Annotated in this window: 17 protein-coding genes; 13 read left to right on the top strand and 4 right to left on the bottom strand. The window is 35.8% G+C overall.

What is annotated here, in order from left to right; translation table 11 throughout:
- Positions 1-31: 31 nt before the first annotated feature.
- Together HNR63_RS13965 and HNR63_RS01160 are read right to left on the bottom strand one after the other, a co-directional pair.
- Positions 32-1,051: an acyltransferase family protein gene (locus HNR63_RS13965; RefSeq protein WP_181519531.1), complete on the bottom strand. Its 1,020-nt coding sequence runs from the start codon at positions 1,049-1,051 to the stop codon at positions 32-34.
- An 88-nt stretch (positions 1,052-1,139) separates the two neighbouring features.
- Entirely contained in the window at positions 1,140-2,351 is a 1,212-nt protein-coding gene (locus HNR63_RS01160) for a CAP domain-containing protein (protein ID WP_181519532.1), read from the bottom strand.
- Between the two features lie 216 nt (positions 2,352-2,567).
- Between HNR63_RS01160 and HNR63_RS01165 the strand changes: the two genes are divergently transcribed.
- The gene (locus tag HNR63_RS01165; protein ID WP_281363145.1) at positions 2,568-4,877 is read left to right on the top strand and encodes an SH3 domain-containing protein; all 2,310 of its coding nucleotides are present in this window, start codon (positions 2,568-2,570) and stop codon (positions 4,875-4,877) included.
- A gap of 134 nt (positions 4,878-5,011) precedes the next feature.
- Here the strand turns inward: HNR63_RS01165 and HNR63_RS01170 are convergent, their stop codons facing one another.
- On the bottom strand, positions 5,012-6,880 hold the full coding sequence (locus HNR63_RS01170) for an O-antigen ligase family protein (RefSeq protein ID WP_181519533.1): 1,869 nt from the start codon (positions 6,878-6,880) through the stop codon (positions 5,012-5,014).
- Between the two features lie 186 nt (positions 6,881-7,066).
- Between HNR63_RS01170 and HNR63_RS01175 the strand changes: the two genes are divergently transcribed.
- The 6 genes from HNR63_RS01175 to HNR63_RS01200 all read left to right on the top strand — a co-directional run bounded on the left by HNR63_RS01175 (position 7,067) and on the right by HNR63_RS01200 (position 17,197).
- Positions 7,067-7,771 carry a hypothetical protein gene (locus HNR63_RS01175; protein ID WP_181519534.1) on the top strand — a complete coding sequence of 235 codons (705 nt, stop codon included), beginning with the start codon at positions 7,067-7,069 and terminating at the stop codon, positions 7,769-7,771.
- Between the two features lies 1 nt (position 7,772).
- The gene (locus HNR63_RS01180) at positions 7,773-10,565 is read left to right on the top strand and encodes an Ig-like domain-containing protein (RefSeq protein ID WP_181519535.1); all 2,793 of its coding nucleotides are present in this window, start codon (positions 7,773-7,775) and stop codon (positions 10,563-10,565) included.
- Between the two features lie 11 nt (positions 10,566-10,576).
- Positions 10,577-12,019 (top strand): fibronectin type III domain-containing protein, encoded by a 1,443-nt coding sequence (locus HNR63_RS01185; protein ID WP_181519536.1) that lies wholly within the window; start codon positions 10,577-10,579, stop codon positions 12,017-12,019.
- A 71-nt stretch (positions 12,020-12,090) separates the two neighbouring features.
- Positions 12,091-14,256: a vWA domain-containing protein gene (locus tag HNR63_RS01190; protein WP_181519537.1), complete on the top strand. Its 2,166-nt coding sequence runs from the start codon at positions 12,091-12,093 to the stop codon at positions 14,254-14,256.
- A 12-nt stretch (positions 14,257-14,268) separates the two neighbouring features.
- Positions 14,269-15,447, top strand: a complete 1,179-nt coding sequence (locus HNR63_RS01195) for an Ig-like domain-containing protein (protein ID WP_181519538.1) — start codon at positions 14,269-14,271, stop codon at positions 15,445-15,447.
- A 70-nt stretch (positions 15,448-15,517) separates the two neighbouring features.
- Positions 15,518-17,197: an Ig-like domain-containing protein gene (locus tag HNR63_RS01200; protein ID WP_181519539.1), complete on the top strand. Its 1,680-nt coding sequence runs from the start codon at positions 15,518-15,520 to the stop codon at positions 17,195-17,197.
- A gap of 27 nt (positions 17,198-17,224) precedes the next feature.
- Here HNR63_RS01200 and HNR63_RS01205 read toward each other — a convergent pair whose 3' ends face one another.
- The gene (locus HNR63_RS01205) at positions 17,225-17,671 is read right to left on the bottom strand and encodes a hypothetical protein (RefSeq protein ID WP_181519540.1); all 447 of its coding nucleotides are present in this window, start codon (positions 17,669-17,671) and stop codon (positions 17,225-17,227) included.
- 153 nt (positions 17,672-17,824) lie between these two features.
- Here HNR63_RS01205 and HNR63_RS01210 point away from each other — a divergent pair, with 153 nt between their 5' ends.
- The 6 genes from HNR63_RS01210 to HNR63_RS01235 all read left to right on the top strand — a co-directional run bounded on the left by HNR63_RS01210 (position 17,825) and on the right by HNR63_RS01235 (position 24,147).
- The gene (locus HNR63_RS01210) at positions 17,825-18,862 is read left to right on the top strand and encodes a WG repeat-containing protein (protein ID WP_181519541.1); all 1,038 of its coding nucleotides are present in this window, start codon (positions 17,825-17,827) and stop codon (positions 18,860-18,862) included.
- A gap of 301 nt (positions 18,863-19,163) precedes the next feature.
- The gene (locus HNR63_RS01215; RefSeq protein ID WP_181519542.1) at positions 19,164-20,669 is read left to right on the top strand and encodes an alpha/beta fold hydrolase; all 1,506 of its coding nucleotides are present in this window, start codon (positions 19,164-19,166) and stop codon (positions 20,667-20,669) included.
- 153 nt (positions 20,670-20,822) lie between these two features.
- Positions 20,823-21,218: a hypothetical protein gene (locus tag HNR63_RS01220; RefSeq protein ID WP_181519543.1), complete on the top strand. Its 396-nt coding sequence runs from the start codon at positions 20,823-20,825 to the stop codon at positions 21,216-21,218.
- Positions 21,219-21,331: 113 nt separating this feature from the next.
- Complete coding sequence (locus tag HNR63_RS01225; protein WP_181519544.1) at positions 21,332-22,063, top strand: hypothetical protein; 732 nt, start codon at positions 21,332-21,334, stop codon at positions 22,061-22,063.
- Between the two features lie 27 nt (positions 22,064-22,090).
- Positions 22,091-23,488 (top strand): S41 family peptidase, encoded by a 1,398-nt coding sequence (locus tag HNR63_RS01230; RefSeq protein WP_181519545.1) that lies wholly within the window; start codon positions 22,091-22,093, stop codon positions 23,486-23,488.
- A gap of 164 nt (positions 23,489-23,652) precedes the next feature.
- Complete coding sequence (locus HNR63_RS01235; RefSeq protein ID WP_181519546.1) at positions 23,653-24,147, top strand: C40 family peptidase; 495 nt, start codon at positions 23,653-23,655, stop codon at positions 24,145-24,147.
- Positions 24,148-24,176 lie beyond the last annotated feature (29 nt).

Consider the following 24,176-nt stretch of genomic DNA (forward strand, 5'->3'; position numbering starts at 1 on the left):
CCTTTTTTATTTTTATATGGGGTTGATCATGTTAATTTTCAAAAATAAGTTGTGATTTTATTTTCTGTATAAGTGCATAAATAGGGTCGTAAATAAACATCGGAACAACTACACAAAGCAATATTGTATACACGTAGTGTGGTGCCCATGCATAAAAATGTTGAAAATCAATATAGCTATATATTCTTATAATACTATCTCGTACAAAGATGTGCAGGATGTAAATAGCTAGCGCATATTTTGAGAGTGAGGTAATAAAACTGTTCTCCCCGAAATTAGGGTTTTTCACGCAAATAACAAACAAATAAAAAGCCCATAAAGCTAAGAATATACTTGTTAATGTACCTATATGTTTATACGAAGCGAGAAAGTATAAAAAAGCGAATATGAGCATATAAAATAACGGGAATTTTATTTTATGAATTTTTTCATAATGGCTTATAAAATAGCCAAGACTGACATAAAACAAACCGAACACAATGCTCCCGTGATTGAACAATGTTGGGGTTTTTACTAAATCAGCGGAAGCGAAAAAGTATAAAAATACGCTTATAGCAAAGACGTGCGTGTAATGAACTTTAAACCGAATGAGAACATATAGCATAATACATGCGTATATTAAACTTGCTAGAAACCATAAATGGAAAGACCCGATCGAACCATTTAGTATACTTTTGAAAGAGATGTTTTGGAGTAAATCGGCAATTCCACGATGTATAGGTCGATCTTTAAAGAGCCAATCTCCTAAAATAAAGACAATTTTAACAAAAATATAAAACAAAGAAAATGATAAAAGATACGAAAATATTTTTTTTGTATATTCTAAAATATCATTCGGATTGTTGCGAGTTAAAAGTTTCTGTCCGATAAAAAAGCCCGAAGACATGAAGAAGAAAGGGACTGCTATATTTAAAAAGTACCTGTAAATATAGTAATTGCTCAATGTGTCTAGTTTATGAATGGCTATGTATGTCGTGTTATGAATGAGAACGACCGCAATTGCGCAAAAAAATTTCACATAATCAATTGAGTAGTAGCGTATTCGTTGCATGAGAAAATCCTCCCTATTTACTCCACTTTATATGATATATTTTTCACACATATGTGAAGGCAGAGAATTTCATCCCTGCCTTTTAAAGTTATGGCGTATAAAAGTTTTGTGTATAATATGGTTGCCCAAGTGAGTTAAAAGCTACTCCAACACCAAGTCGGTGAAAAGACGGATTCAATATATTTTGTCGATGGCCAAGGGAATTCATCCATGCTTCATGTGCGAAAATGGCATTGAATTGTCCGTAAGCGATATTCTCGCCAGCGGTAGAGTAAGAAATGCCATCTATTCTCATACGATCAAATGGAGATTGTCCTCTTAAATTTGTGTGGCTAAAGTACCGATTGTTTGCCATATCTTCACTATGTTTCCGAGCAGTATGCGCTATTTTTCCGTCCCATGATAATAAAGGAGCACGGTTTTTCAGGCGAGCAGCGTTGACTAAATCGAAAATTTGATACTCATAAGCCGTTCTTAATTCATTATTCGGATTACCATAAAAACCGTCTTTCTTTTCTTCTAAATCTCTTCTTACGATTTGTACAGCGCTTAGTTGATCGTTTTGATGTTTGTCAAAGAAAAAGGTGACATAGTTTCCGTCTAACATATATGTGCTATATTCATCGTCTTTAATAATATAACTTATCCCTCCTTTGTCAATGGATAATAGTGGTGTGCCGTACGTTTGTTGCACTTGTTGTTTCGACGAGTTTAATGTAATGCCTGTTTTCGTTTGAACAATATGTTGGTTTGTATACATCGCTGCAATTTTATCATTTTCGTAACTAATCATAATAAATTGTTTGTAATTTCCTTGATCGTATGTCTCCCAATACAATCCGTAGTCGTTAATTGTTTTTCTTTTTGCTTTTCCATATATCGCTTCTACTTTTGCACGGGTATCACCGATCGACAGTCCGTTCATTGAAATAGTGGCAGCAGTTGCTTTTTTGTCGCAGATAAGAAGTGCGAGTTTTTCTTTCGGGACAGCTTTGTAACGAATGTTTGCATCGTTTTTAATATATTGATTGTTCCCGATATGAAAATATTTTGCGTAAATGGCATATACGTTGTAAACATTGCCACGCTTAGCTTTGCGAGTGAAGACAGTTTTTTTGTTTTTGAACGTTACAATAGATGTGTCTTTTAACACAGTCACTTTACCAATTTGCCCTTTTTGTAATTTTGCGCCTTCCCACCAAACGTCGTTTGTACATGTTGCCTCTGCTTGAACAGAAGTTCCAATGATCATGATTAAGATGACAATGAAACTGGTGACATATGAGTGAAATCGTTGCATGTGCCTCCCCCTTTCTTTGTATATTGCTATCATACTATAAAAAGAAGATTTTTATAATATCCATTTTCTAGAACGATTTAGTTACAAATGTTCTATTTACCTTTCATATATAGTTTGATACATTGTTTGATAAGAAGAGATGATAGTGATGAAAGAGCGGATGGATAATAAAAGGAAAGCGGTGAGTAGAAAATGAGTGGCATAGTGCGAACGTTGATGTTTGTAGGGTTCCTGTTACTATCTTTTATTTGTCATTTTTCGACTTCTCCCGTTGTCGAGGCTTCAAATATTGTAAGTGCCACATACGAAACAACTGCAAATGTTCGATTGAGAGCAGGGTCAGGTATAAATTATAAAGCCATTTTCACTATCCCAAAAGGAAAGTCAGTGATTGTGATAGAGAAAAAGGGAAGTTGGTATAAGGTTTCTTACAACAAAACGGTTGGATGGGTTAGCGCAAATTATTTAAAACAAAAAGCGGTAAACGTAAAAACAGCGACAACATCTGTGGAGGGCACAACGACTACGGGAAAAATAATATATGAAACGACTTCAAGCGTTCGATTAAGAACAGGGGCAGGAACGAATTATAAGGCGCTTGCAACGATCCCAAAAGGGAAAATAGTGATATCGAGTGAAAAGAAGGGGGACTGGCATAAAGTATCGTATGAGTATGTTTTAAATGGGAAAAAGAAGACGATTACAGGTTGGGTTCATTCTTCTTCAGTAAGAGAGTTTTATAAGTACGTACAAACGAAAGGTAATTATTATTTATTAAAAAAGTCAACAAATGTTTATAGCACTCCGGATGGACGGAATGTAGGAGGACAGTTACCACAAAATAGTGTAGTATATTCAAAGAGGACGGTCATTAATTTTATTGGTCAAACGTTATATGAGATACAGTTAAAAGGGAAAACCGGGTACGTATTAAGCACAGACGTGATGAACGTACAGCCAAAAAATTTTACGTCGACAAAATATACCGCTACGAAAAATACATTTTTATATCATTCTTTTGGAAATATATATGGCACATTAGATACTATCCCACAAGGTACGGTCGTTGTTACAGATTTTAGTGTTGGGAATTGGTATAAAGTTGTATATAAAAACAAGACAGGATATATTTTTATAAATGATTTCGTTCCGTATGTTGAAAATAATGAACAACAAACGCCCCCGACACAAGTGAGCGATGAAACGCAAAATAATGATGAATCAAATGAACCGAATAAGCAGCCAGAAAGCGATGAACCGATTCCTTCGGATTTTGTAGAAAAAGGAATAACAGGGAGGGTATTTTTAACCGTTCGTCCGCCAGTTGTTCGTCAGCAACCGAACACGGCTGCACAATCAGTAGGCACAATAGCGCAAGGAATATTCATCATACCGACACATGAGACATCAAACAAATGGTATAAAGTTTTTTATCAAGGTGTCGTTGGGTACGTTCAAGCTGAGGACGTTGTAGAGGTAAAAACAGGCGCTCCATTAGATGGGAGTAGAGATAGTTATCAGTTTATTGATTTGCGTACCCCATCATCTGTAACAGCTCAACAAATTAATAGTTATATTCAAAACTACGTTAATGCAACAAAAAAGCAAAGTGTATTACTTGGCAAAGGACAAGTGTTTATTGATGCAGGAAATAAGTATGGAGTGAATCCGTTATTTTTAGCTGCTCATGCGATTCATGAGAGCGCTTTTGGAACATCGAAGTTAGCGTTAACGAAGTACAATTTGTTTGGATTTGGCGCATATGATGCAACGCCGTTTGTTGGAGCATACCGATTTTCATCTGTTGATCAATGTATTTATTACATTGCTCAACAACTAAAAGCAACGTATTTGAATCCGAAAGACTATCGCTTTCAAGGCCCGTATCTCGGGTTTCGGACGAACACATTATCTGGGGTGAGAATTAATACAAGTAGTGAGGGAATGAATTTTTATTATGCGAGCGATCCGTATTGGGGAATAAAAATCGCAAAACATATGTCGAATATGCTCGCATACAATAGCAACGATTATCGCTCAGCAAAAGTGAACGAATCGGTTCCTTCGCTTCCAACCATTCCAGCTTTGTCAGACGTGTTTCCAAATCATATTGTGGCAGTAGCGAATGCTGATCTAGATCTTTACATGAATCGCGGAGATACAAAAAAAACATTGACCTTGCCAAAAGGTGCTACATTTCTTCTTTTAGAAAAGACGAACGATTTTTGGGTGCGGATTGTGTATAATGAGCAGGAATATTGGACAAACTCGATTAAGTTTTATGAGTATAGCAAATATATATCTGTGAAAAACTTAGCTAGTGTGACAGCTAATTCATTAAACGTAAGACCTACTCCATCAACAGCACAACCTCCTATACGTACGTTAAGTCTTGGGGAATATATTGAATTAGCATTGGACGACAAAGGGGAGTTACAAGTTCAAAACAACTGGTATAAAGTAATTTTAACGGATGGAACAGAAGGATGGGTAAGCGGGGCATATATAACGATAGAACTAAAATAGAGGGGACTTCCCCTCTATTTTAGTTCTATCGTATGTAACGAACTTTCCTCGTCATATTTTCTACTTCATTTATTGCGATGTGGAGTCTTATACACCACGTTGTTTTCAAGCATATCATTAAATAAATCAATGTTTCATTTCAAGAAATTTCGTTGATCGTTCCACTTTTGTTTTTTTACTTGTTGTTTTAAAATTTCCATTCTTTCTTTTGTTTTCTTTGCTTTCTCTCCCCATAAATAAGCTTCGTCGCCATTCGTTTCTTTTAATCTTTTTAAATAGAAATCAATTAAAAATGTGTATTTATTTATATCAAATCGGTCAGTAGCGAGTGACCGTTCGTAATAGGTAGCTGCTTGTTCGATATTTTGTTGCTTTTCAGCATTTTTCCCTGCATAAAACAATAGCAACGAATGATTAGGTTCGTATGTTAAGGCGTTTTTAAGCGCTTGTTGCTCTTCTTTGACAGATAATAATTTATTTTCAACTGCAAAAAGAACGTACGTTATATTCCATTTATTTTGTTTCATTGCTTTTATCGTTAACGCACGTGCTTCTTCTTTTGTACTAGCGTATTGTGCAGCAACAAACGTTTGCTCGGCCTTTATGAATAGGAAGCATAAAATAATACACATCGTGAACATGAAAAAACTAAATGTCGTTTGGATAGATGTAAACTTAAAGGAATGTGATTTGTTCATTCCTGATATAGCTAGCATGATTGTTAACATGATGAGCACAGGGAAAGAAAACGTAAATTCGATCACGGCATGAAGAATAAGGAATATAAATGGGACGAGTTCAATTGCTCGCTGTTTCCAAAGATTTTGGCTCGCATAAAGAACAAGAAACAAAACATATAATGTCCCGACCATGCCGATTTCAACGATTAGATTAAGATAGCCATTATGTAACTCACCTGATAAATAAGGAAACGACTGCACACGATACATTAGTATTTTCCACGCTTTCCCCCCGAGTCCAATCCATATAAATGATTCCCACTCCTTCCATGCATCTTGCCAATACAATACCCGTTCTGTTAGCGTTCCAATATCGAAAGAGAAGCGACGTTGTAATGCAACAGGAAGCATACGGTATATAAACCCTTTAAAGTAAAGATCAGCAATGAGTAAAATGGCGATTGTAAACAAAGACGATGGAAATGTGTGAAGGGAGCGTACAGTCGGAAATTTTATATTTACTCCTCTTTTCTCCCACATCCATATGAGCAATATGAAAAATATAAGCATACATGCAGATAAAAAGGAAAAATGAATATCCCCGTTTATTGTCATAAGTGCGTATATAATCGTTCCGCCGATGAATGAAAAAATGGATAGCGTCGTATACATAAAGTGTTGATGTTTTGGAACGACATAAAATGAAACGAGCCAAGCGAGAAAAAATATTACCCACGCTCCACGAGATTCAGTTAATAAAAACAGTGTCCATAAAGGTAAAATAGCGCATCGATGAAGCAATGATACAGTTTGTTTTTTTTCTTTCACAGCATAGCCAAGGTGAAATAATAAAAGGCTGCCTAATAATGATGCAAAAGCGTTTGGGTATTGGAAAAAGCCACTGAGACGCTTCCCTAATCCAGACACTTCTTGAGAAACGGATAAAATAAAATCTGGGAAAGAAATTATGCGTACGAGTATGACATAGGTAGCAACTATAACTGTCCAACTTATCCATGTTATGACCTCTTGTTTATTTTTCGTAAATAAAAACAATGTAATAAAAGCGATGCAACTTATCCAAACAATCAGTTGATCAATCGTACCTTGGGTCGTTTCTACATGAAAAAGAAGTGGAAATAAGTAAAAAAAAGGAATAGGAAACAAGAATACTGGAAAAATAACTCGCTCTCTTCGAATCAAAGTATATAGCAATAAAAGTATACATAATGCGCAAATAGCAAGTGCAAATGAATAAATGTTGTCATATAAACCAAAAGAAAAAATGGCAATAATAAAGAAAAAATAAACGATAAACGCCATTACAATCTCCTTCCTTTTTTATATCTTTATCTTTCTTCGGAAAATTGTACAGTAATATTTATTCATTGTCACTATAAGTTACATTTTAATAAAAAAACATAAAATGTTTTTATTGTAATGATTATGTAATGATCTGTTTTATATCATAATGCTTAGTATGATATTTGATGGGGAGGGTGAAGGTTATTGAAAAAGTTTATGGTCTACGTTTGTTTAACGATTTTTGCGCTATTTACGTTCCAAGGTACGTACACAAAAGCAAACACCGATAGCGATTTAAATAAGCTTGTTGAATTAGGCATTGTAAAAGAAAACGAGAAACAGAGAATAAAAAATGTGAACGAACCGATAAAAAAAATGGATGCGTACATTTTATATATCCGTTTAGCCGGATTAGAAAGTAAAGCGAAATCGTTTCGAGGAAAAAATACATATAAAGATATTAGCCAAATCCCAAAAGAATATGTTCCTTATGTAAACTACGCTAAAGCCAATCCAAAGCTCGGATGGGATAAAAAGAGTGAAACGTTCCAGCCGAGAGCTACATTAACGATTAAAGAGTTTACGAAATATATGCTTGATTTATTAGGTTATACCCCAGACCGGGACTATTTAGCCGAAGAACAGATGGAATTTGCTCAAAGTATTTATTTACTTTCAAAACAAGAAGTAGAGCGTGCAAATAGTAAGCTAACTATTAAAGATGCGCATGCGATTATTTTAAAAGCGATGAAAGTGTTTAATAAGCAAGGGCAATTATTTTCAGCGGTATTAGAAAATAAAAAAATTGTGAACGGTGATGTTGTGAAAAAGTATAACTTGCACATTTCTAGCGAAGAAACAAATGCAGAGACGAAGGAAATCGATATGGAAGTTGAGGAGGTGAAATAACGTGAAGCGGTCAACAATCTTCCTATTAAGTTTTCTTCTCATCTTTTCACCATTTTTTGAGAAATACGCATTAGGTGAGGGTGAAACGGCTTCGGAGCCGAAAATTGAAGTGCGCGGTATCGTAGATGAGGGAAAATACAACACGGCTGTTACACCGGAAATTATATGTCAAGGAACGTGCGAGGCGTATTTGAATGGTCGAACGTTTGAAAGCGGCACAACGTTAAGTGCTGAAGGAGAATACAAACTTGTAGTGAAAGCTACAATCCGGCCGTATACGATCACAAAATACTTTAATTTCAAAATTGATAAATCTGCCCCTTTTTTTGATACAAATATTGATAGTCAAAAAGAGAGTACGAAATACAAGCCTGAAATTTATGTATATCCGACTAATGAAGACGCAACGCTTTACTATTCTATTAATGAGGTGCAGAAAACGGTATCGCTTAAAAGATGGAATCGTTTTTATTTTAACAATGAGTTAGGCGATAGCGGAACATATAACATTTCCTTTTATTTGGAAGATAGTTTAGGGAATCGAACAGAAACGAAGCAAAAAACGATTACGATTGACAATACTCCTCCGGTTATTACAGTTATTGGAGTAGAACATGAAGGAACATATCGCTCAGCTACGCCAATCATTATGGTAAATGAAGGAACATACGAGGCTTCGATTTCGACTTCTTATGAGTACTCATATAAAGAGTTTATTTCAGGAACAAGTTTAACGCGAGAAGGAAGCTATAGATTATATGTTAAAGCAGAAGATGCGGCGGGAAACCAATCGAAAACAACGATCGATTTCAACATTGATACGACAGCACCAACCATTCAAACGTATGGGTATAGAGATGAATATATAGAAAACACATCCGCTTTCCCGGTCACATCGCCAATTAAGCTGAAATTTAACGAACCTTTAAATCTTAGTACATTAAACACAAATACTATCCAGCTCCGCAATATGGAAACGGGGCAGTACGAAAACGAAAGGCTCGACTTTAATAATGCTAAGCAAGAGAGAGAAAGCGACTATTGGCGTAAAACGACATTCGTAACAATACCGTTAAAAGAAAAATTAAGAAGCTTAAGCAAATATCGTTTAATTATTAACACAGGCGGAATTACTGATGTGCTTGGAAATCCGATGGAACCAAAAACGATTACACAAGATTTTCAAACGAGACAATTTTATGACGCTGTCTCGATCGTTTCAAGCAACGTTGATGGTGGAGAAATGGGCAGCTTAGGCAGCATAAAATTACAGTTAGATCAAGATATTATGCTTAAAAATATTACAGGCTCAAAGTTTCGATTAAAAAACGTTTCAACTGGCGAGTTAGTACAAGCAACTATTTATGTTAATGGGAAAGAAGTTTCGTTGCAACCAAACGCTGGTCTTGCCGAAAATACAACTTATGAATTAACGATTGAGCCAGATGGTATCGTAAGCAATGATGGCATCCCGATGAGATCGTCATATACCAAAACGTTCAAAGTTGCAAGTTTATTTAAAGCTGTTTCAGGGCCAGATGAAAAAATAACAGAACGACGCCCACAATTGTCGGTTACGTTTAATAACCCAATTGATGAAAAATATGTAGATAGTGCGTACTTTAAATTGCTAGAAAACGACCTTTCAAACAGCAATGAAGAGATTGAAACGAAAATAACCGTTTCACCAGATAAAAAGACAGTTTCCATTTTACCTTTAGTGAATTTTGCGAACGGCGATCGTTACAAAGTGACCGTAAGCAACCGAGTAAGGGATATTTATGGTCAACAGTTAGCAGTGAGTGAAGATTTATCGTACCCAATTGAAGTTGGAAATATCGTTACGTTGTTACAAAAACCTGCAGACATCACATGGACGCAAGTGAATTTCAAAACGATACGATTATCATGGAAAGATACAAGTATCGGGGAAACAGGATATTACTTGCGTATAGATGGAGATAAAGAAAATCAAGATTACTATCCGTCCGTTAAAGGATATGGTTCGATAGTAACGTTCGATTTAGTGTTTGATGAGCCGTTTGGAGTGCATACGGTAGAAATTATTCCTGCCGATGAAGAAGGCGATGAAGCGGAGGATTACAAAGCAAAAGTAACAAAGATTAAGTTAACAGCGAATAAACCAGCAAAGCCATCTAACGTTCGAGTGAAGTTGTTGCGTGACGGATCACTTGAATGGACGTGGAAAGACGTTCCGGCAGACTACCCAGGGGAAACGGCTTACGTCATTATTCGAAAAAAATATGCGGAGAAGGCATCGGGTGCAAACCGAACCCATTCTTCTAAAGGAAGGTTTGTTGAGCGCATCGATTTAAGTAAAGAAACAGTTGTAAACAATACAATTGTTCGCTACATTTCTCGCTCTATCAACATTGAAGGTGCGGGCGGTTCAGACTTTGAAAGCGATAAAGTGAAGTATGTCATTAAGTTGCCAGATAAACCACCGAAAGCAACAATTAAACGAAGCGAGTACGACAAAGCAAGCAGACAGTTGATCGTTCAATGGACAATGAGAGATAGCAAAAATGTTGCTCGAAAGTATGCTTACATTTTAAAACGAAATGGAAGTATTGTTCGAACGACAGACAAATTTACACTTAAGCCAGGGCAAACATCAGTTTCGGAGAAATTAAATCTCTATAATCTTTTTTATTCTTATTACGATGATTTCAACGAGAGGGACAAATGGCAAATTGTCGTTGTCACATACAATGCTGTAGGCATAGAAACAAACTCTTCAGCAAAAGATATTATTTTCATAAGTGAAGAATAGGAGGGTAAATAATGAACAAAAAAAGATGGTTAGCGTTAGGAGTATCATTGTCTTTACTAGCTACACCGACAGTTGCTTTCGAACAGCACGTGTTTGCTAATTCTGCTGAGGAAGAGTTAGTTGATGAAGATCAAGTGCTAGAACAAGACGAATCATCACAGCAACAAGTTGTATCAAAAATTGTTCCTTACTTTACGAACACAAGCTATAAAAAAAGTGAGTTTACTATTTTCTTGAAGTTACCGGAAGATGTAGATCAAAGCACGATTAATACGAATACGATCCATATTCGCAATTTAAATATTGGCGATGATCAAACGGCAGACAGTCCAATTAAATTAACGATCGATATGTCGAGTAAGACAGTAACGATTAAGTTGAAAGAAGACTTAGATCAAAATGTCGAATATACGCTAATTGTTGATGGGGTAAAAAGTAAATCAGGAGCTTCATACGAAGAAGTTCGTCAATCGTTTCAAACAAACGAGCAGGAAGAAGAAGAGGTGACGGAGTTAGCGAAAGTGTTGGAGTTGAAGGGAGAAGCTGTTTCACCAACGGAAATTAAATGGACGTGGAAGTACAACAAAGCAGACGAAAAGAAAATTGACGGTTTCCGCATATATGATGAAGATGGTGATCTACTAACAGATGATGATGATTTAAACGCAAAAGACCGCCAGTTCGTGCAAAAAGGACTGAAGCCCGGTAAAAAGTACAGCATTTCGATTGTAGCGTTTAAAGTTACGGATGATGAAGAAGAAGTCATTGAAAGTGAAAAATTAACAGCTTCTGCAACGACAAAACAACTAGTCATGCCAACGATAAGTGAAAAAGCTTTAATTGCGAAAGTTTCTGGATATAACATTCAATATTATTGGGAGTACAAAAACTATCAAGATTATAAACAAAACTTCACAGATTACGAAATTCAAATTGCAGATGATAAAAACTTCACGAAAAACGTAATTAAAGCTCCTTTAATTAAAGGAAACGTATTGCACAAAAATGCGTTAAAAAATCGTTCAACGAAAAATGCGATGAAATTGACAAAGTATTTCCGAATTGTAAATAAAGCTCACAATATAAAAAGCAATCCAACGAAAAAGACGATTTTTGTAAATCCTGCTGTTTCACCGAAAGCACCGTCCGTTACAATCGGTGAAGCAAGAGGTGGATATGTTGTTGTGCAAATTAAAGATTTATCGACAAATGAAGCAGCATTCCGTCTTTACTATTTGGATAAAAATGGTGGTAAATATTTCCTTACAACAGTAACAAGTAAGTCGACGAAGTCAACAGGCGATGTTTATCCTGTTCAAGTATATTGGTTAGATTTAAGAGAATTCCATGGGTTTAAAGCAACGGCTGTTGACAAGTACGGAATTGAAGGAAAAGAATCCGACTTAGCTGTTTTTTCAGAAACAGGCGATGACGGAGAAGAAGTAGATGAGTAAACATAATGAGGGAGCCGCAAGCTCGGCTCCCTCATCGATATAAATAAATAGCGATGAAAGGTGGTTACTGAATGAAAGGAAAAAGGAAAACATTACAGTGTTTTGCAACCGCATTACTTGCTAGCTCGTTATTTATTTTTCCAGGCGCATCGTTTGCGGCTAGTAGTATGACACCGAGCAATGTCAACATCAGTGTGGCACCTAGTGAAAGTAAAAGTTTTGATGTAAATGTAACAACAGATGAACAGCCAATTCCACAATTAGACGTTGCATTTGCAATTGACCGTACAGGTAGTATGGGAGATGAGATTGACGTTGCGAAAGCAAAATCAATTGAGATCATGAAACAAATAAAAGAACTTGTCCCAGATAGTTCGTTTAGCGTTGTGTCGTTTATGGACTATCCAGGTGTGTATACATATCCGGGATATAGTTATTCATATGGCGCAAAGACCGACATCGCTTTTGAGGTAAACCAAAAAAATACGACAGATATGAATGCTGTTGCAACTGCCATTAATCATTTAACACTTGGAATCGGTGATGATTTACCTGAAAACTATACGCGAGTTCTTTATGAATTAAGTGAAGGAACAAACGGCTGGAGACCATCGGCGAAAAAAGTCGTCATTATGATCGGTGACGCACCGACGCATGATTTGAACTTTGCTGGATACAATTACGGTGGTGATCCAGGTCGAGATGGGGTTGCTGGAACAAAAGACGATCTTGACTTTGAAACAGTTGTTAAACAATTAAATGAGAAAGACATTACAGTTTTAGCTGTGCAAGGACATGCAAACAGCGGAAAGAAAGAGGCTACTGCTACGTTTAAAGGTATGTCAGAAGGATATAAAACGTCTGTGGGCACGAAAGGCCAATACTTTTTATTAAAAAATGCGAATGAAATTCCAAAGGCAATTGCAAATATGATTAAAAATGAAACGAATAAAATTAAAAAGCTAACGCTTGAAATCCCTAAAGATTATCAGTCATGGATAACGCTTGATCAAAGTGAGTATACGGATGTAGGTCCAAACACAACGAAAACGTTCCGGGTAACTGTCACACCATCAAAAGGAACGGCTGATGGCACATATAACATTTCGTTGCGTGCTCTTGGGGATGGGGCGTATCTAGGAGCAACAGAGTTAACTGTAAACGTTAAGTCTCCGGAGCAAGTAAAAGAAGATAAAGTTGTTTTAGATCATTTAGAAGCTTCAGAATCAACGATTTTTCTTCAACCGAAGCAATCATTGAAATTAAAAGTGTATGCAGTGTATTCAGATGGTACGGTAAAGGAAATTACAGTTGATAAAAAAACTGTTTATCGTACGAAATCTGGAAGCATTGCGACAGCTTCAAAAGGAATTGTGAAAGCTGGAAACAAGGAAGGAAGCACGGAACTGCTTATTTCGTATGAAGGGAAACTATTAACGATCCCTGTTACTGTCGGTAAAAAGAAAATGGTATCGTTAGAGATTTCAGCGCCAAGCTTAAAATTAAACGTTGGACAAACGAAGCAAGTAGAATTGTATGCGGTGTATGAGGATGGAAGTGTAAAAAATGTTACAGACCTTGCTTATTGGTTAACTGATGATAGCACAGTTGTGGAAGTGGACCGCGGTGACGTGTCAGGTGTAGAAGAAGGAGTGGCGGTTGTAAAAGGTCGTTACAATGGGCAAGAAGCATACGTATCCGTAGAAGTTGTAGATGAGGCAGATAAAGGGGAACTTGTCGGATTAGAGTTGTCTGATAAAAACTTAAAAATGAAAGTTGGAGAAGAGCAAGAAGTCAGCGCATGGGCTGTTTATGACAGTGGGCATAAAGAAGATGTAACAGAAGAAGCAGTATGGCAGTCGAGAAAAAGTAGTATAGTAAGCGTTGTTGATGGGGTAGTTGAGGCGAAAAAAGAAGGAGAAACATCCATTGTTGTTACGTATAAAGGAAAATCGGTTACCCTTTCTGTAAAGGTTGCTGAGCTCAAAGTCGTTTCATTATCTGCTTCTATGAAACGAGTAACGCTCGCTGAAGGGGGGCAAAAACAAATTACTTTATTCGCTCTGTTAGATAACGGCGAGAAAGTAGATGTGACAAAAGAAGCAGAGTGGTCTGTAAAGCGAAACACAATTGCAGAAGTGGAAAATGGGACAGTTAAGGGTGTTTCGAAAGGAACAACAACTGTTGTGGCGAAATACGGAGGAAAATCAGTAAACATTTCTGTTAATGTTAAATAAAGGGGGATGAATATGATGAAGTTAAATAAAAAATCTTTTGCTACAAGTGTTGTATGTGCTTCTTTACTTTTAGGTCATGGAATGGTTTTTGCAGAAGGTGAAACTCCAGCAACATCAAGCGAAACTCCTGTCACATCACCGAGCAATCAAGAGCAAGTAAAGTTAGAAAGCATTGAAGTGAGCGAAAATGAACTATTGCTTAAACCGAATGAAAGCCAAAAAATTAAGATTTACGCGAATTATTCGAATGGTGAAGTGAAGGAAATTACAAATGATAAAAACATTGTAGTGAAAATTAGTTCAACGAGTGTAGTAAACGCAACAAAAAATGTAATTAAAGCTGGAAAGAAAACAGGAAAAGCGACTGTTACATTTATTTATAAAGGGAAAAGCGCAACGATTAACGTAGTTGTATCTAAAGTGACAGTACAGTCTCTTGAAGTATCCGCTACCGCTATTTCTTTAGGAAAAGGTGAAGCGAAAGATTTAACATTGACAGCTACAATGTCTGATGGTTCTTCAAAAGATGTAACGAATTTAGCAACTTGGATGACGAGCGATGCAACTGTGGCAGATGTAGATGCTGGTAGCATTGAAGGAATTGGAGAGGGAATTGCTGAAGTTACAGCACGTTATGGTGGGGAATCTGTAACAATTACAGTTGAAGTATCAGAAAATACAGCGGAGCTCGAGGGAATCGAGGCGTCTGATAAAAACCTTAAACTTGAAGCAGGCGAAGAAGATGAAATAAAAATTTGGGCTGTCTATAGCGATGGAAATAAAGAAGAAATAACAGACGATATCGTTTGGCAACCAAAACATCGAAGCATCGCTGATGTTGTCGATGGTGTGATTGTAGCAAATAAACCTGGAAAAACATCGATCGAGGCAACATATAAAGGAAAGTCGTTGAAAATCTCTGTTGAAGTTGTTCAACCAAAAGTTGTTAAATTAGACGCAAACGTAAAAAAATTAACGCTGACACAAGACGGAACGAAACAAGTGACACTTACCGCAACTTTAAACAACGGGAAAAAAGTAGATGTCACAAAAAATGCAGAGTGGTATGTAAAGCGTGACACGGTTGCGGAAGTAGAAGGGGGACTTATTAAAGCAGTTGGCACAGGAACAACAACAGTAGTAGCCAAGTATGGAGGAAAAGTTGTTCAAATCGTTGTAACAGTCAAATAGTTGGAACCTTGAAGCTCCTATCTTTTATAGTTTAGGAGCTTCCTTTTTCATGTGAAAGGGAGGGATTGAAGTGTGGAAAAAATGGCGTATAACAATATTGTTTTTTTTATGTTGTTTATTGTTTAGTAGTTATGCGTTTGCTGACAATCATGTAGGGCAAATGAGTAAGTTTATTGCGAAAGTGCCAGCGATGTACATTAAGGTAAATGATGAATTTGTTGATATAACAGTCGGAGAGTATAAAACATTAAAAGCAAGTGTTTATCCAGAAAACGCAACAAATAAAGAAATTGTTTGGATGAGCTCCAACCCAGCCGTTGTAAAAGTCGATAATAATGGGAATATCGTTGGAGTTTCGGAAGGGAACGCATACATTTATGTGTCAACTATAGATGGTACGGTGTCTAACAAAATATATGTAACAGTAAAAACAAAACGAACTGTTCCGACAGCAATCACGTTAAACACATCATACGTTGAGCTAATGGTTCGAGGAAAGTCGAAGAAACTTGAGGCTACTGTGGAACCGGCAAGTGCAGTAAATAAAACAGTATATTGGTCAAGCAGCGATACAAACGTTGTAACAGTAGATGAAAATGGGGTGATCAAGCCAGTTGGCGTTGGTACGGCCACGATCACCGCTAAAACTGCGGAAGGAGGACAAGTCGCAACGTGTGTAGTGAAAGTTTATAGTCTACATCCAGAAAATGAAGTAAGGTCTTTAGATGTTTCAGAAGACGCGTTTCAATTGATGACAAATGAGTCGCTAAAGTTTAAAGTATATGCTCAATTTGAAGACGGTAGTCAAAAAGAAGTGACGTTCGATAAGGAAATTGTTTATCAAATATCTTCTGCAGCAATTGCAGAAGTGAAAAACGGCATTATTAAGGCGAAAAACCGCCCGGGTAGAGGAGAAGTAAAAATATATTACAAAGGAAAGTATGTGAAAGTTCCCGTTACTGTATTAAAAAATACGGTTGAAGAATTGCACCCTTCTGCACGTCAAGTGACATTGCATGCTAAAAAACAAACGCAAGAGATTGAACTTTTAGCTATATATAAAGATGGAACAACAAAAGACGTAACAGATTTGGCTGTATGGACGACTGATAATAGTGAAGTAGCAGAAGTTGAACGAGGTCTCATTAAAGCTGTGAATGAGGGGATTGCAACCGTTACGGCTCGCTATGAAAACCAAACAGCAATTATCACTGTTGACGTAGTGAGCGAACCAAAGCGACTAGAAGGATTAACGGCATCGGATAAAAATATACAGTTGTTTGTGGGACAAGAGGATGAGTTAAAGGTTTGGGCGGTGTATTCGAATGGCGAAAAGGAAGAAGTGACAGATGAAGATGGTATCGTGTGGCAACCAAAAAACCGTAGCATTGTTGATGTGGTAGACGGTGTGATTGTAGCCAAAAAAGCAGGAAAAACGAGTATAGTCGCAACTTACAAAGGAAAAAGCATAACGATTTCCGTCGTTGTGAAACAGGCAGAAATCGTTCGTTTAGAAGTGACTGCAAAAAGAATAACTGTAAAAGAAGGGGAAGTAAAGAATGTAAAAGTATATGCCTATTATAGTAATGGGAAGAAGGTGGATGTAACAAAAGAAGTGATATGGTATACAAAAAGAGAAGATATTGCAATAGCAAATGAAGGAATAGTAAGAGGGATTAAAGAAGGCATGACAACTGTATATGTGAAATGGAATGGAAAGATCGCTTATATTGCTGTAAAAGTGAATTAAAAGAAGAGTTGGGGGCATTCCCCCAACTCAAACACTTTTTTTACTTCGATATCTCTGTGTTGTCCGCTCATTTGATGAGCGGGTGTTTTTATTTATGAAAAACAAAATAAGCTTTATCAACAATTTGACGAACATATAGCAACCAAACAATAATAAAAAACCATATAACCCAACAACCGCATCCGATAGCTCCATTTGTCCTCTACCTGTAATCTTTTGCTCAATTTCGATGGCGAATACAATGACGACAAGGACAGTGAACGTATAAAAGAAAGAAATGGGTGTTAAACTCCACTCTGATAGTACCTTAAAAATAGCATGTACAAAGAAGAAAAAGAACATGCCTAAAAATCCGATAATCCAAAAATGTAAATCTTTATCTGTCACATAAAATCCAGCTGATTCGCTTATTTCTAGCACAATATCGTGAATCGTATTTACTATTTCAACAATTAGCTTAATACTCTCTTTCACTTTCGTTCCCTCCTAAGCTACGTGTGAAACATGTTTAATTTTACAACAAATTGTTACAAAAGGTAAGAGTAGATACGTGATGTAATGTTTCTGTAATGATCAGTTTTTTAAAATGATGAGGAAATTTATTAAGAACTGAGGAGGTTATTGTTCATGCGAAAAAAAATTGCAGCGTTTTTAGTCTTTCTTTTCATGTTTCAAGTAGGTTTTTCTACCTATACAAAAGCTGCTACACAACCTTATTTTGCTTCTATTGGAGAGTTGCACGAAGGGATGGTAGCGGTTTGGGATGAGTTTCATTGGGGATTTATAGATAATAAAGGTAAAATAGTTATTAAATTTCAGTATGATGATGTTTGGTTTTTTAGTGAAGGACTGGCAGCTGTTAAGAAAAATGGTAAATGGGGATTTATTGATAAAAAAGGGAATGTCGTCATAAAAAATCAGTACGATCGAGCGTTTCCGTTTAGTGAAGGAATTGCAATTGTCATTAAAAAAGGAAAAATTACTTATATCGATAAAAAGGGAAGAGAAATTGTTACAACATCGTACACAGACTCTTATATAGATTTTCAAGAAGGATTGATAGGTGTCGAAAAAAACGGAAAATGGGGATTTATGGACAAGACAGGGAAAGAGGTTATTAAACTACAATTTGATAAAGTACTAAATTTCCATGAAGGGTTAGCTGCTGTTCAAAAAAACGGAAAATGGGGATTTATTAATAAAAAAGGTCAAATGGTCATTGCTCCCCAATATGACCAAGCTTATGAGTTTTCGGAAGGGCTCGCCCCAATAAATGTTAAAGGAAAATGGGGATTTATCGATCAAAAAGGGAAATTAGTCATTAAACCGCAATTTGATGGAGTTCACAACGGTGAAGACGATTTCTTGCCAGGTTTCCGTGAGGGGTTAGCTGCAGTATTAGTAAATGATAAGTGGGGATTTATTAACAAAAAAGGCCAGTTCCAAATTAAGCCTAAATATCCGGAAATGAATGCGTCTTTCCATGAAGGAATTGCGATTGTAAAAACAGAAGAATATTTGCCAGCTTACATTGATAAAAAAGGGAAAGTTCTTTTACAAGGCGATGAAACAGAGACATTTGGAATTTTTGAAAATGGTGTTGCTCTTATTCGAAGCCCAGGAAGTTACGTCTTCGTTAAAAATCCTTTAACAAAAGGAAAATAATATACACACAAAAGAGGCTAACAAATATGTTAGTCTCTTTTTTTCGACATATGTAGACAAAGTTCGACAAATATGATATATTTACTTTCGTCCATAGAATTTTTATGTCTCCCTTACGCTTATATGGCGTAGGGGCTTTTTTTTTTGAGCGTGATTTAAAATCTAAATGTCGAAAAATGATGGATTCTGTAACGATTTTATCAAATAATGACGAATTATGTCGAAAAGATGAAATTGAAACTAAATTATACATATAATAACATATTTGTATTAGTAGTACTTTTGGGGGAGAGGAGATGAAATGCCGTATACATCGAAAGGTACGTTTTATGTTTTTCAACCATGTCAACACCATGAAGCACCGACTGTTTTATTAATTAATGGTTTAGGATGTGATATGACGAGCTGGGATGATATGTTGCCGCTATTAACAAAACAGTTTCATGTTATTCACTATGATTTCTACGGTACAGGTGCTTCTTTGAAAGATAAAGTACAAACATCATTATGTTGGGATATGTTTATTGAAGAAATAGAACATATACTACATTGTTGTAATATATCTTCAAATGTACATCTAATTGGTCATGGGGCAGGGGGGCTCATTGCTTTACATTTTGCTAAACGTCATTTATATATACAATCTGTGATGCTGATTAATACACCGTTATATGTACCAAGCGACATGATTGAAAAAGAAATGAACTTGCGAATGTCAGTAAATGAATATAGCGAATTAGTCGATCGCATCACTCCACTCTTATGTTATCCCAATACATCTACTAAAATGCAACGGTTAAAGCAAATGATGATAAGTTGGCCATTTCGTACATATTTAGAACATTTCCGATTTTTTTGTAATGAAGTTGGAAGCGATTTTTTATCGTTTGTTAGTCTAAATGTTCCTGTATGCATTTTAGCTGGAGAAAAAGATTCACTTTATCCTATTGGAATACAATTTTCGTATACGCAATTATTTAAGAACGGACGGTTTTTTATTATTCCAAATGCGTCAAATTTAGTTATGATCGATCAGCCAGAGTTGACTGTCCAGTTTATTATTCATTTCATTTCTTCAATTAAAGAACAAAGTTCCTCCCCGTACTTTTTGTATAATATGAGAAGTAGCTTGCAGGAAGATTTGCAAAGCATTTTAAAGAAGGGAAATATAGAAGTATACTGTATTCCATCATTTAAAGTCATCGTGAATGGTAAAGAAATTGTTGGGCAATGGAATCGGAGAAAAGCTAAAAACATTTTTCTGTTTATCGCGTACTATCAGTCTGTTACGCGTGAACAAATATACGAAGAATTTTGGCCAAACATAGATATTGTTTCAGCACAAAATCAACTGCGGGTGTCATTAGCCCATATTAAGCATATTTTTAAAGAAAATGGGATTTCTGTCGATGAAGTGATGCTTATTGATCGAAAGACAATAAGTATTCGACCTTTATGTTATGTAGATATTTCAGATTTGGAAAAGAGTATTGAAACAATGAAAGTTGAGCAATGTTTAGAATTGAAAGAAAAAATGTATATAAGTGTATCTAGTCATTTAGATAAATATTTCTTTTCTGATTTCTACGATAATTGGGTTGTGATGAAGAAATATGATATTGAAGAAAATATATGTTCGATCGGTGAACAATTACTTGAGCGAATCATCTCACCAAAACGACGGTACGACATTTTGAAAATAATGTTAAAGACAGGTTTTGTGAAAGAAAATTTAATAAACGAATTCATTTATTTAAGCCGAGAATTCGGAAGAGATGGTGAGATGTTAGAGTATATTTGGTCGTGATCTTGGTACAAACACACTATAAATAAAGATCGGCTGATCAATTGAAATAACATTGATCAGCCTTTTCTGTACATAAAAACCATTGCTTTTTTTAAAAAGATGTGTGTATCATAAAACAGAATTATTTTTAGCAGTACGGAGGGGGTAGTATTTATGCTTAACGATCACATACTGAAACAATTGGAAGAAAACCCTCCTAAACTCATTGGAGGCTATAAAAATCAAGGATGGGCAGTACGTGTGTTAAACAAAATTGATAATGATGACGTAGAAGAAGAAGGAAATGGACTAGTGAATGCCAAAGCTATTTTGTTAGGGCAAGATGGTCTTTATTACCCAGCCTTCATCACGCTCGATTTGCGAAATGACGGTCATGTTGTCGGTATTTATTTGATTTCAGAGAGTGAACAACAATTCGATCTTATTCCTATTGAAATTGCAGTGAAGTTTTTAAATAAAAAAGAAAGTGAATTGTTACCATTTCGCTATCGCACGTTAGTAAAGATTGACGGAGATAAACAACAAGCAAACTGGCCAGAATTCACTTAAAACGAGAACGAGTTTCTCGTTTTTTTTATTACACGAAATATGTAATATTTTATTTCCTTTCTTCTAATATTTTATTACAATATATGTATATAATGAGAAAGGTAGGTGATAAAGTGAATAAACAAATGTTTATAAAAACAAGTTTTGCTATTATTTTATTCAGTTTGTTATGCGTTATCGTTCCCGTAGATGCGTATGCCTCATCTGTTTCAACAAATATGAATGTATTAAAACGTTATGAAACGGAAATGAAACGAATGTTGAGAAGTGATCACATTTCATATTATGGGGATTTTTACGAAAAAGTGAAAAAGAAATATGTTGAAACAATGAAAGAAGTGGGGCGTATGAAAAATGGAAAAGTTAAGAGGGAATATATGATCAAACTCAAAAAGGTAAACGATACGATGGAACATTTTTTGTATTATGTAAAGGCGATGGAACAAGGGCAAAAGCTTAAACAAACAGCGACACAGGTAGATCGTGCTCTTCGAGATGGAAATATAAATAGTTTTTATAATTTGTATCCTGTTTTTGAACAACAATTAAAAGATATGGTATATTTTTCATCGAAAACGAAGAAGTATCCTGTGTACAGCAAAATGTTTCATGCTTTTTTGCAACCGGCTATCCAGATAAAAAATCGATCGTATGCACCAATAAATACGTTGTATGCGTTTGATCAAGTGATTGATTGTTATGAAAAAGACCAAATAGATGAAGTAGAGAAGCTTATATCGCTATGCGACCAATTCATCAAAAAAGTTGTAGATAAGAAAACGAAGGAGAGGCTAGTAATTTTATTAGAAGAAGTTAAGAAGCCGATTATTATAGATATCCAATAAACATTCCCTTAAGAAAGAAGTGAAGGTATGAAAAATGTATTTCAACGCATGAGATTTACGTTTGTTTTTTTTATATTTGTATCTGTCTTTTTAAACTTTCAATTGCAAGCCTCAGCTAGTAGCATTGTTGAAGAAGTACGACAATATGTTCGCAATTATTATGTCGATCGTGTCGATGAAAATATTTTAAACGCTCCTACTCCGGAGGGAATTGTTAGTCAGTTAGATCCATATTCTTCATATATGACTAAGAGACAGTATGAAGAATTTTTAAATAGTATTGAAGGACAGTATGTTGGAATTGGTGTTGCTGTAGAAGCTCATACGTTAGGAGTCCAAGTTACTTCAGTCTTTAAAGATGGTCCGGCTCAGCGGGCTGGTCTACAACCCGGAGATGTTATCATAGAAGTGGACGGTCGTTCGCTGAGGGGGATAACATTGGAACAATCGCTTACGATAATTAAAGGTGAGGAAGGAACGACAGTAAAATTAAAAGTTTTTCGTCCATCTGTTCATCAATATATTTCTTTTCACATAACACGAGAGACAATAAAGTTTCCAACTGTTGAGTTTGAACGTTTAGCAGGGAATATTGGGTATATACGTCTTTATAGTTTTGATACAGAATGTGTCACAGAAGTTCAGCGAGCTATTCGTGCTTTGTCAGGGGTAAAAGGATGGATTTTTGATTTGCGGGATAATTCTGGAGGGTATGTTGTAGCAGCCCAGCATATATTAGGCTTTTTTCCAAATACAAAGGTTGCTTTCCATCTTCGCGATGGTCGTGGAAATTCGGAAACGTATAACGTTATACCACAAAGTATAAAAATGAATGGAGACATTCATATTCTTGTTAACTCTTTTAGTGCTAGCGCTTCTGAAATGGTAGCAGCTGCTTTAAAAGATGGGAGAGCAGTGAAAATTTACGGACAGAAAACATTTGGAAAAGGATCTATGCAACAAATGTTTCAATTATCAGATGGAAGTGTACTAAAATTAACGATTGCTCGATTTTTCTCACCTACTGGAAAGACTATTCACGAAGTTGGTGTGACACCTCATGTTGTTACAGCTGTGAACAAAGAGTTATATGCTGCACATCGGGCTTTCATGATGAAGCAACTAAGTCAATACGACAATTTAGGGAAAATGCATCATGTTCCATCTAATAAAGTATTTAAGGTAAAGTTTTCAAGAAAATTACTAAATACAAAATCTAACCAACTCAGCGTTAAATTGTACGAAATAGGTGGGAAGGAAGTACAAATTGTTCCGTCTATTAAGAGTAATGAGTTAACTATCCAGTCAGTTCAACCGTTAAAAAAAGGAGGAAACTACTTACTTGTGATTCCTCCGACTGTCCAGAGTAAAGACCAAGCGAAAATGAAAAAAGGGGCATTTATCGAAGTGAGTGTGGATCGGTAAAACCAGGTAGAAAACTACCTGGTTTTTAATATTAAAGAAATATTTGAAACAAAAATGTAATATTCACAATGTTTTTTAATGAGAATGAAAAACAAAAAGTGTCGAAATATTGTAGAATATTATTAGTTGAGTCGTAGATTGTAGGTTTGATGGGGGAACGCAAAATGAAACGAGGATTAAAAGTACTAATTGTTTTACCTTTCTTGTTGTTTCATCACATTCATACATTTGCAGCAACAAATGAAGAAGGAATCGTTTCTTTTAGTAAAAAGTTTTTAGGAACGCCATATAAATGGGGAGGCACGACGCCACGAGGATTTGACTGTTCCGGATTTGTTACATACGTATATCGATCGTTCGGTATTCATCTGCCTCGTACAGCGGAAGAGCAGTATGAAAAAGGAAAAAAAGTTGAACGTTCTAATTTAAATGAAGGGGATTTAGTATTTTTTGCAACCTATAAAGCGACTGCATCGCATACGGGTATTTATATTGGCGGAAATAAGTTCATTCATGCAAGTTCTAAAAAAGGGGTAACTATTTCTGACTTAGATGAGTCGTATTGGGAAAATAGATATTTAGGCGCTCGTCGTTACTTGTTTGATGAAGATAGTGTAGCACTCTTAAAACGTTTTTCTTATAATTACTTAACATGGTAAAAAAGATGCTGTTTTGAATCATTTCAACA

The organism is Anoxybacillus ayderensis, assembly GCF_013761015.1.
Lineage (GTDB): Bacteria > Bacillota > Bacilli > Bacillales > Anoxybacillaceae > Anoxybacillus > Anoxybacillus ayderensis.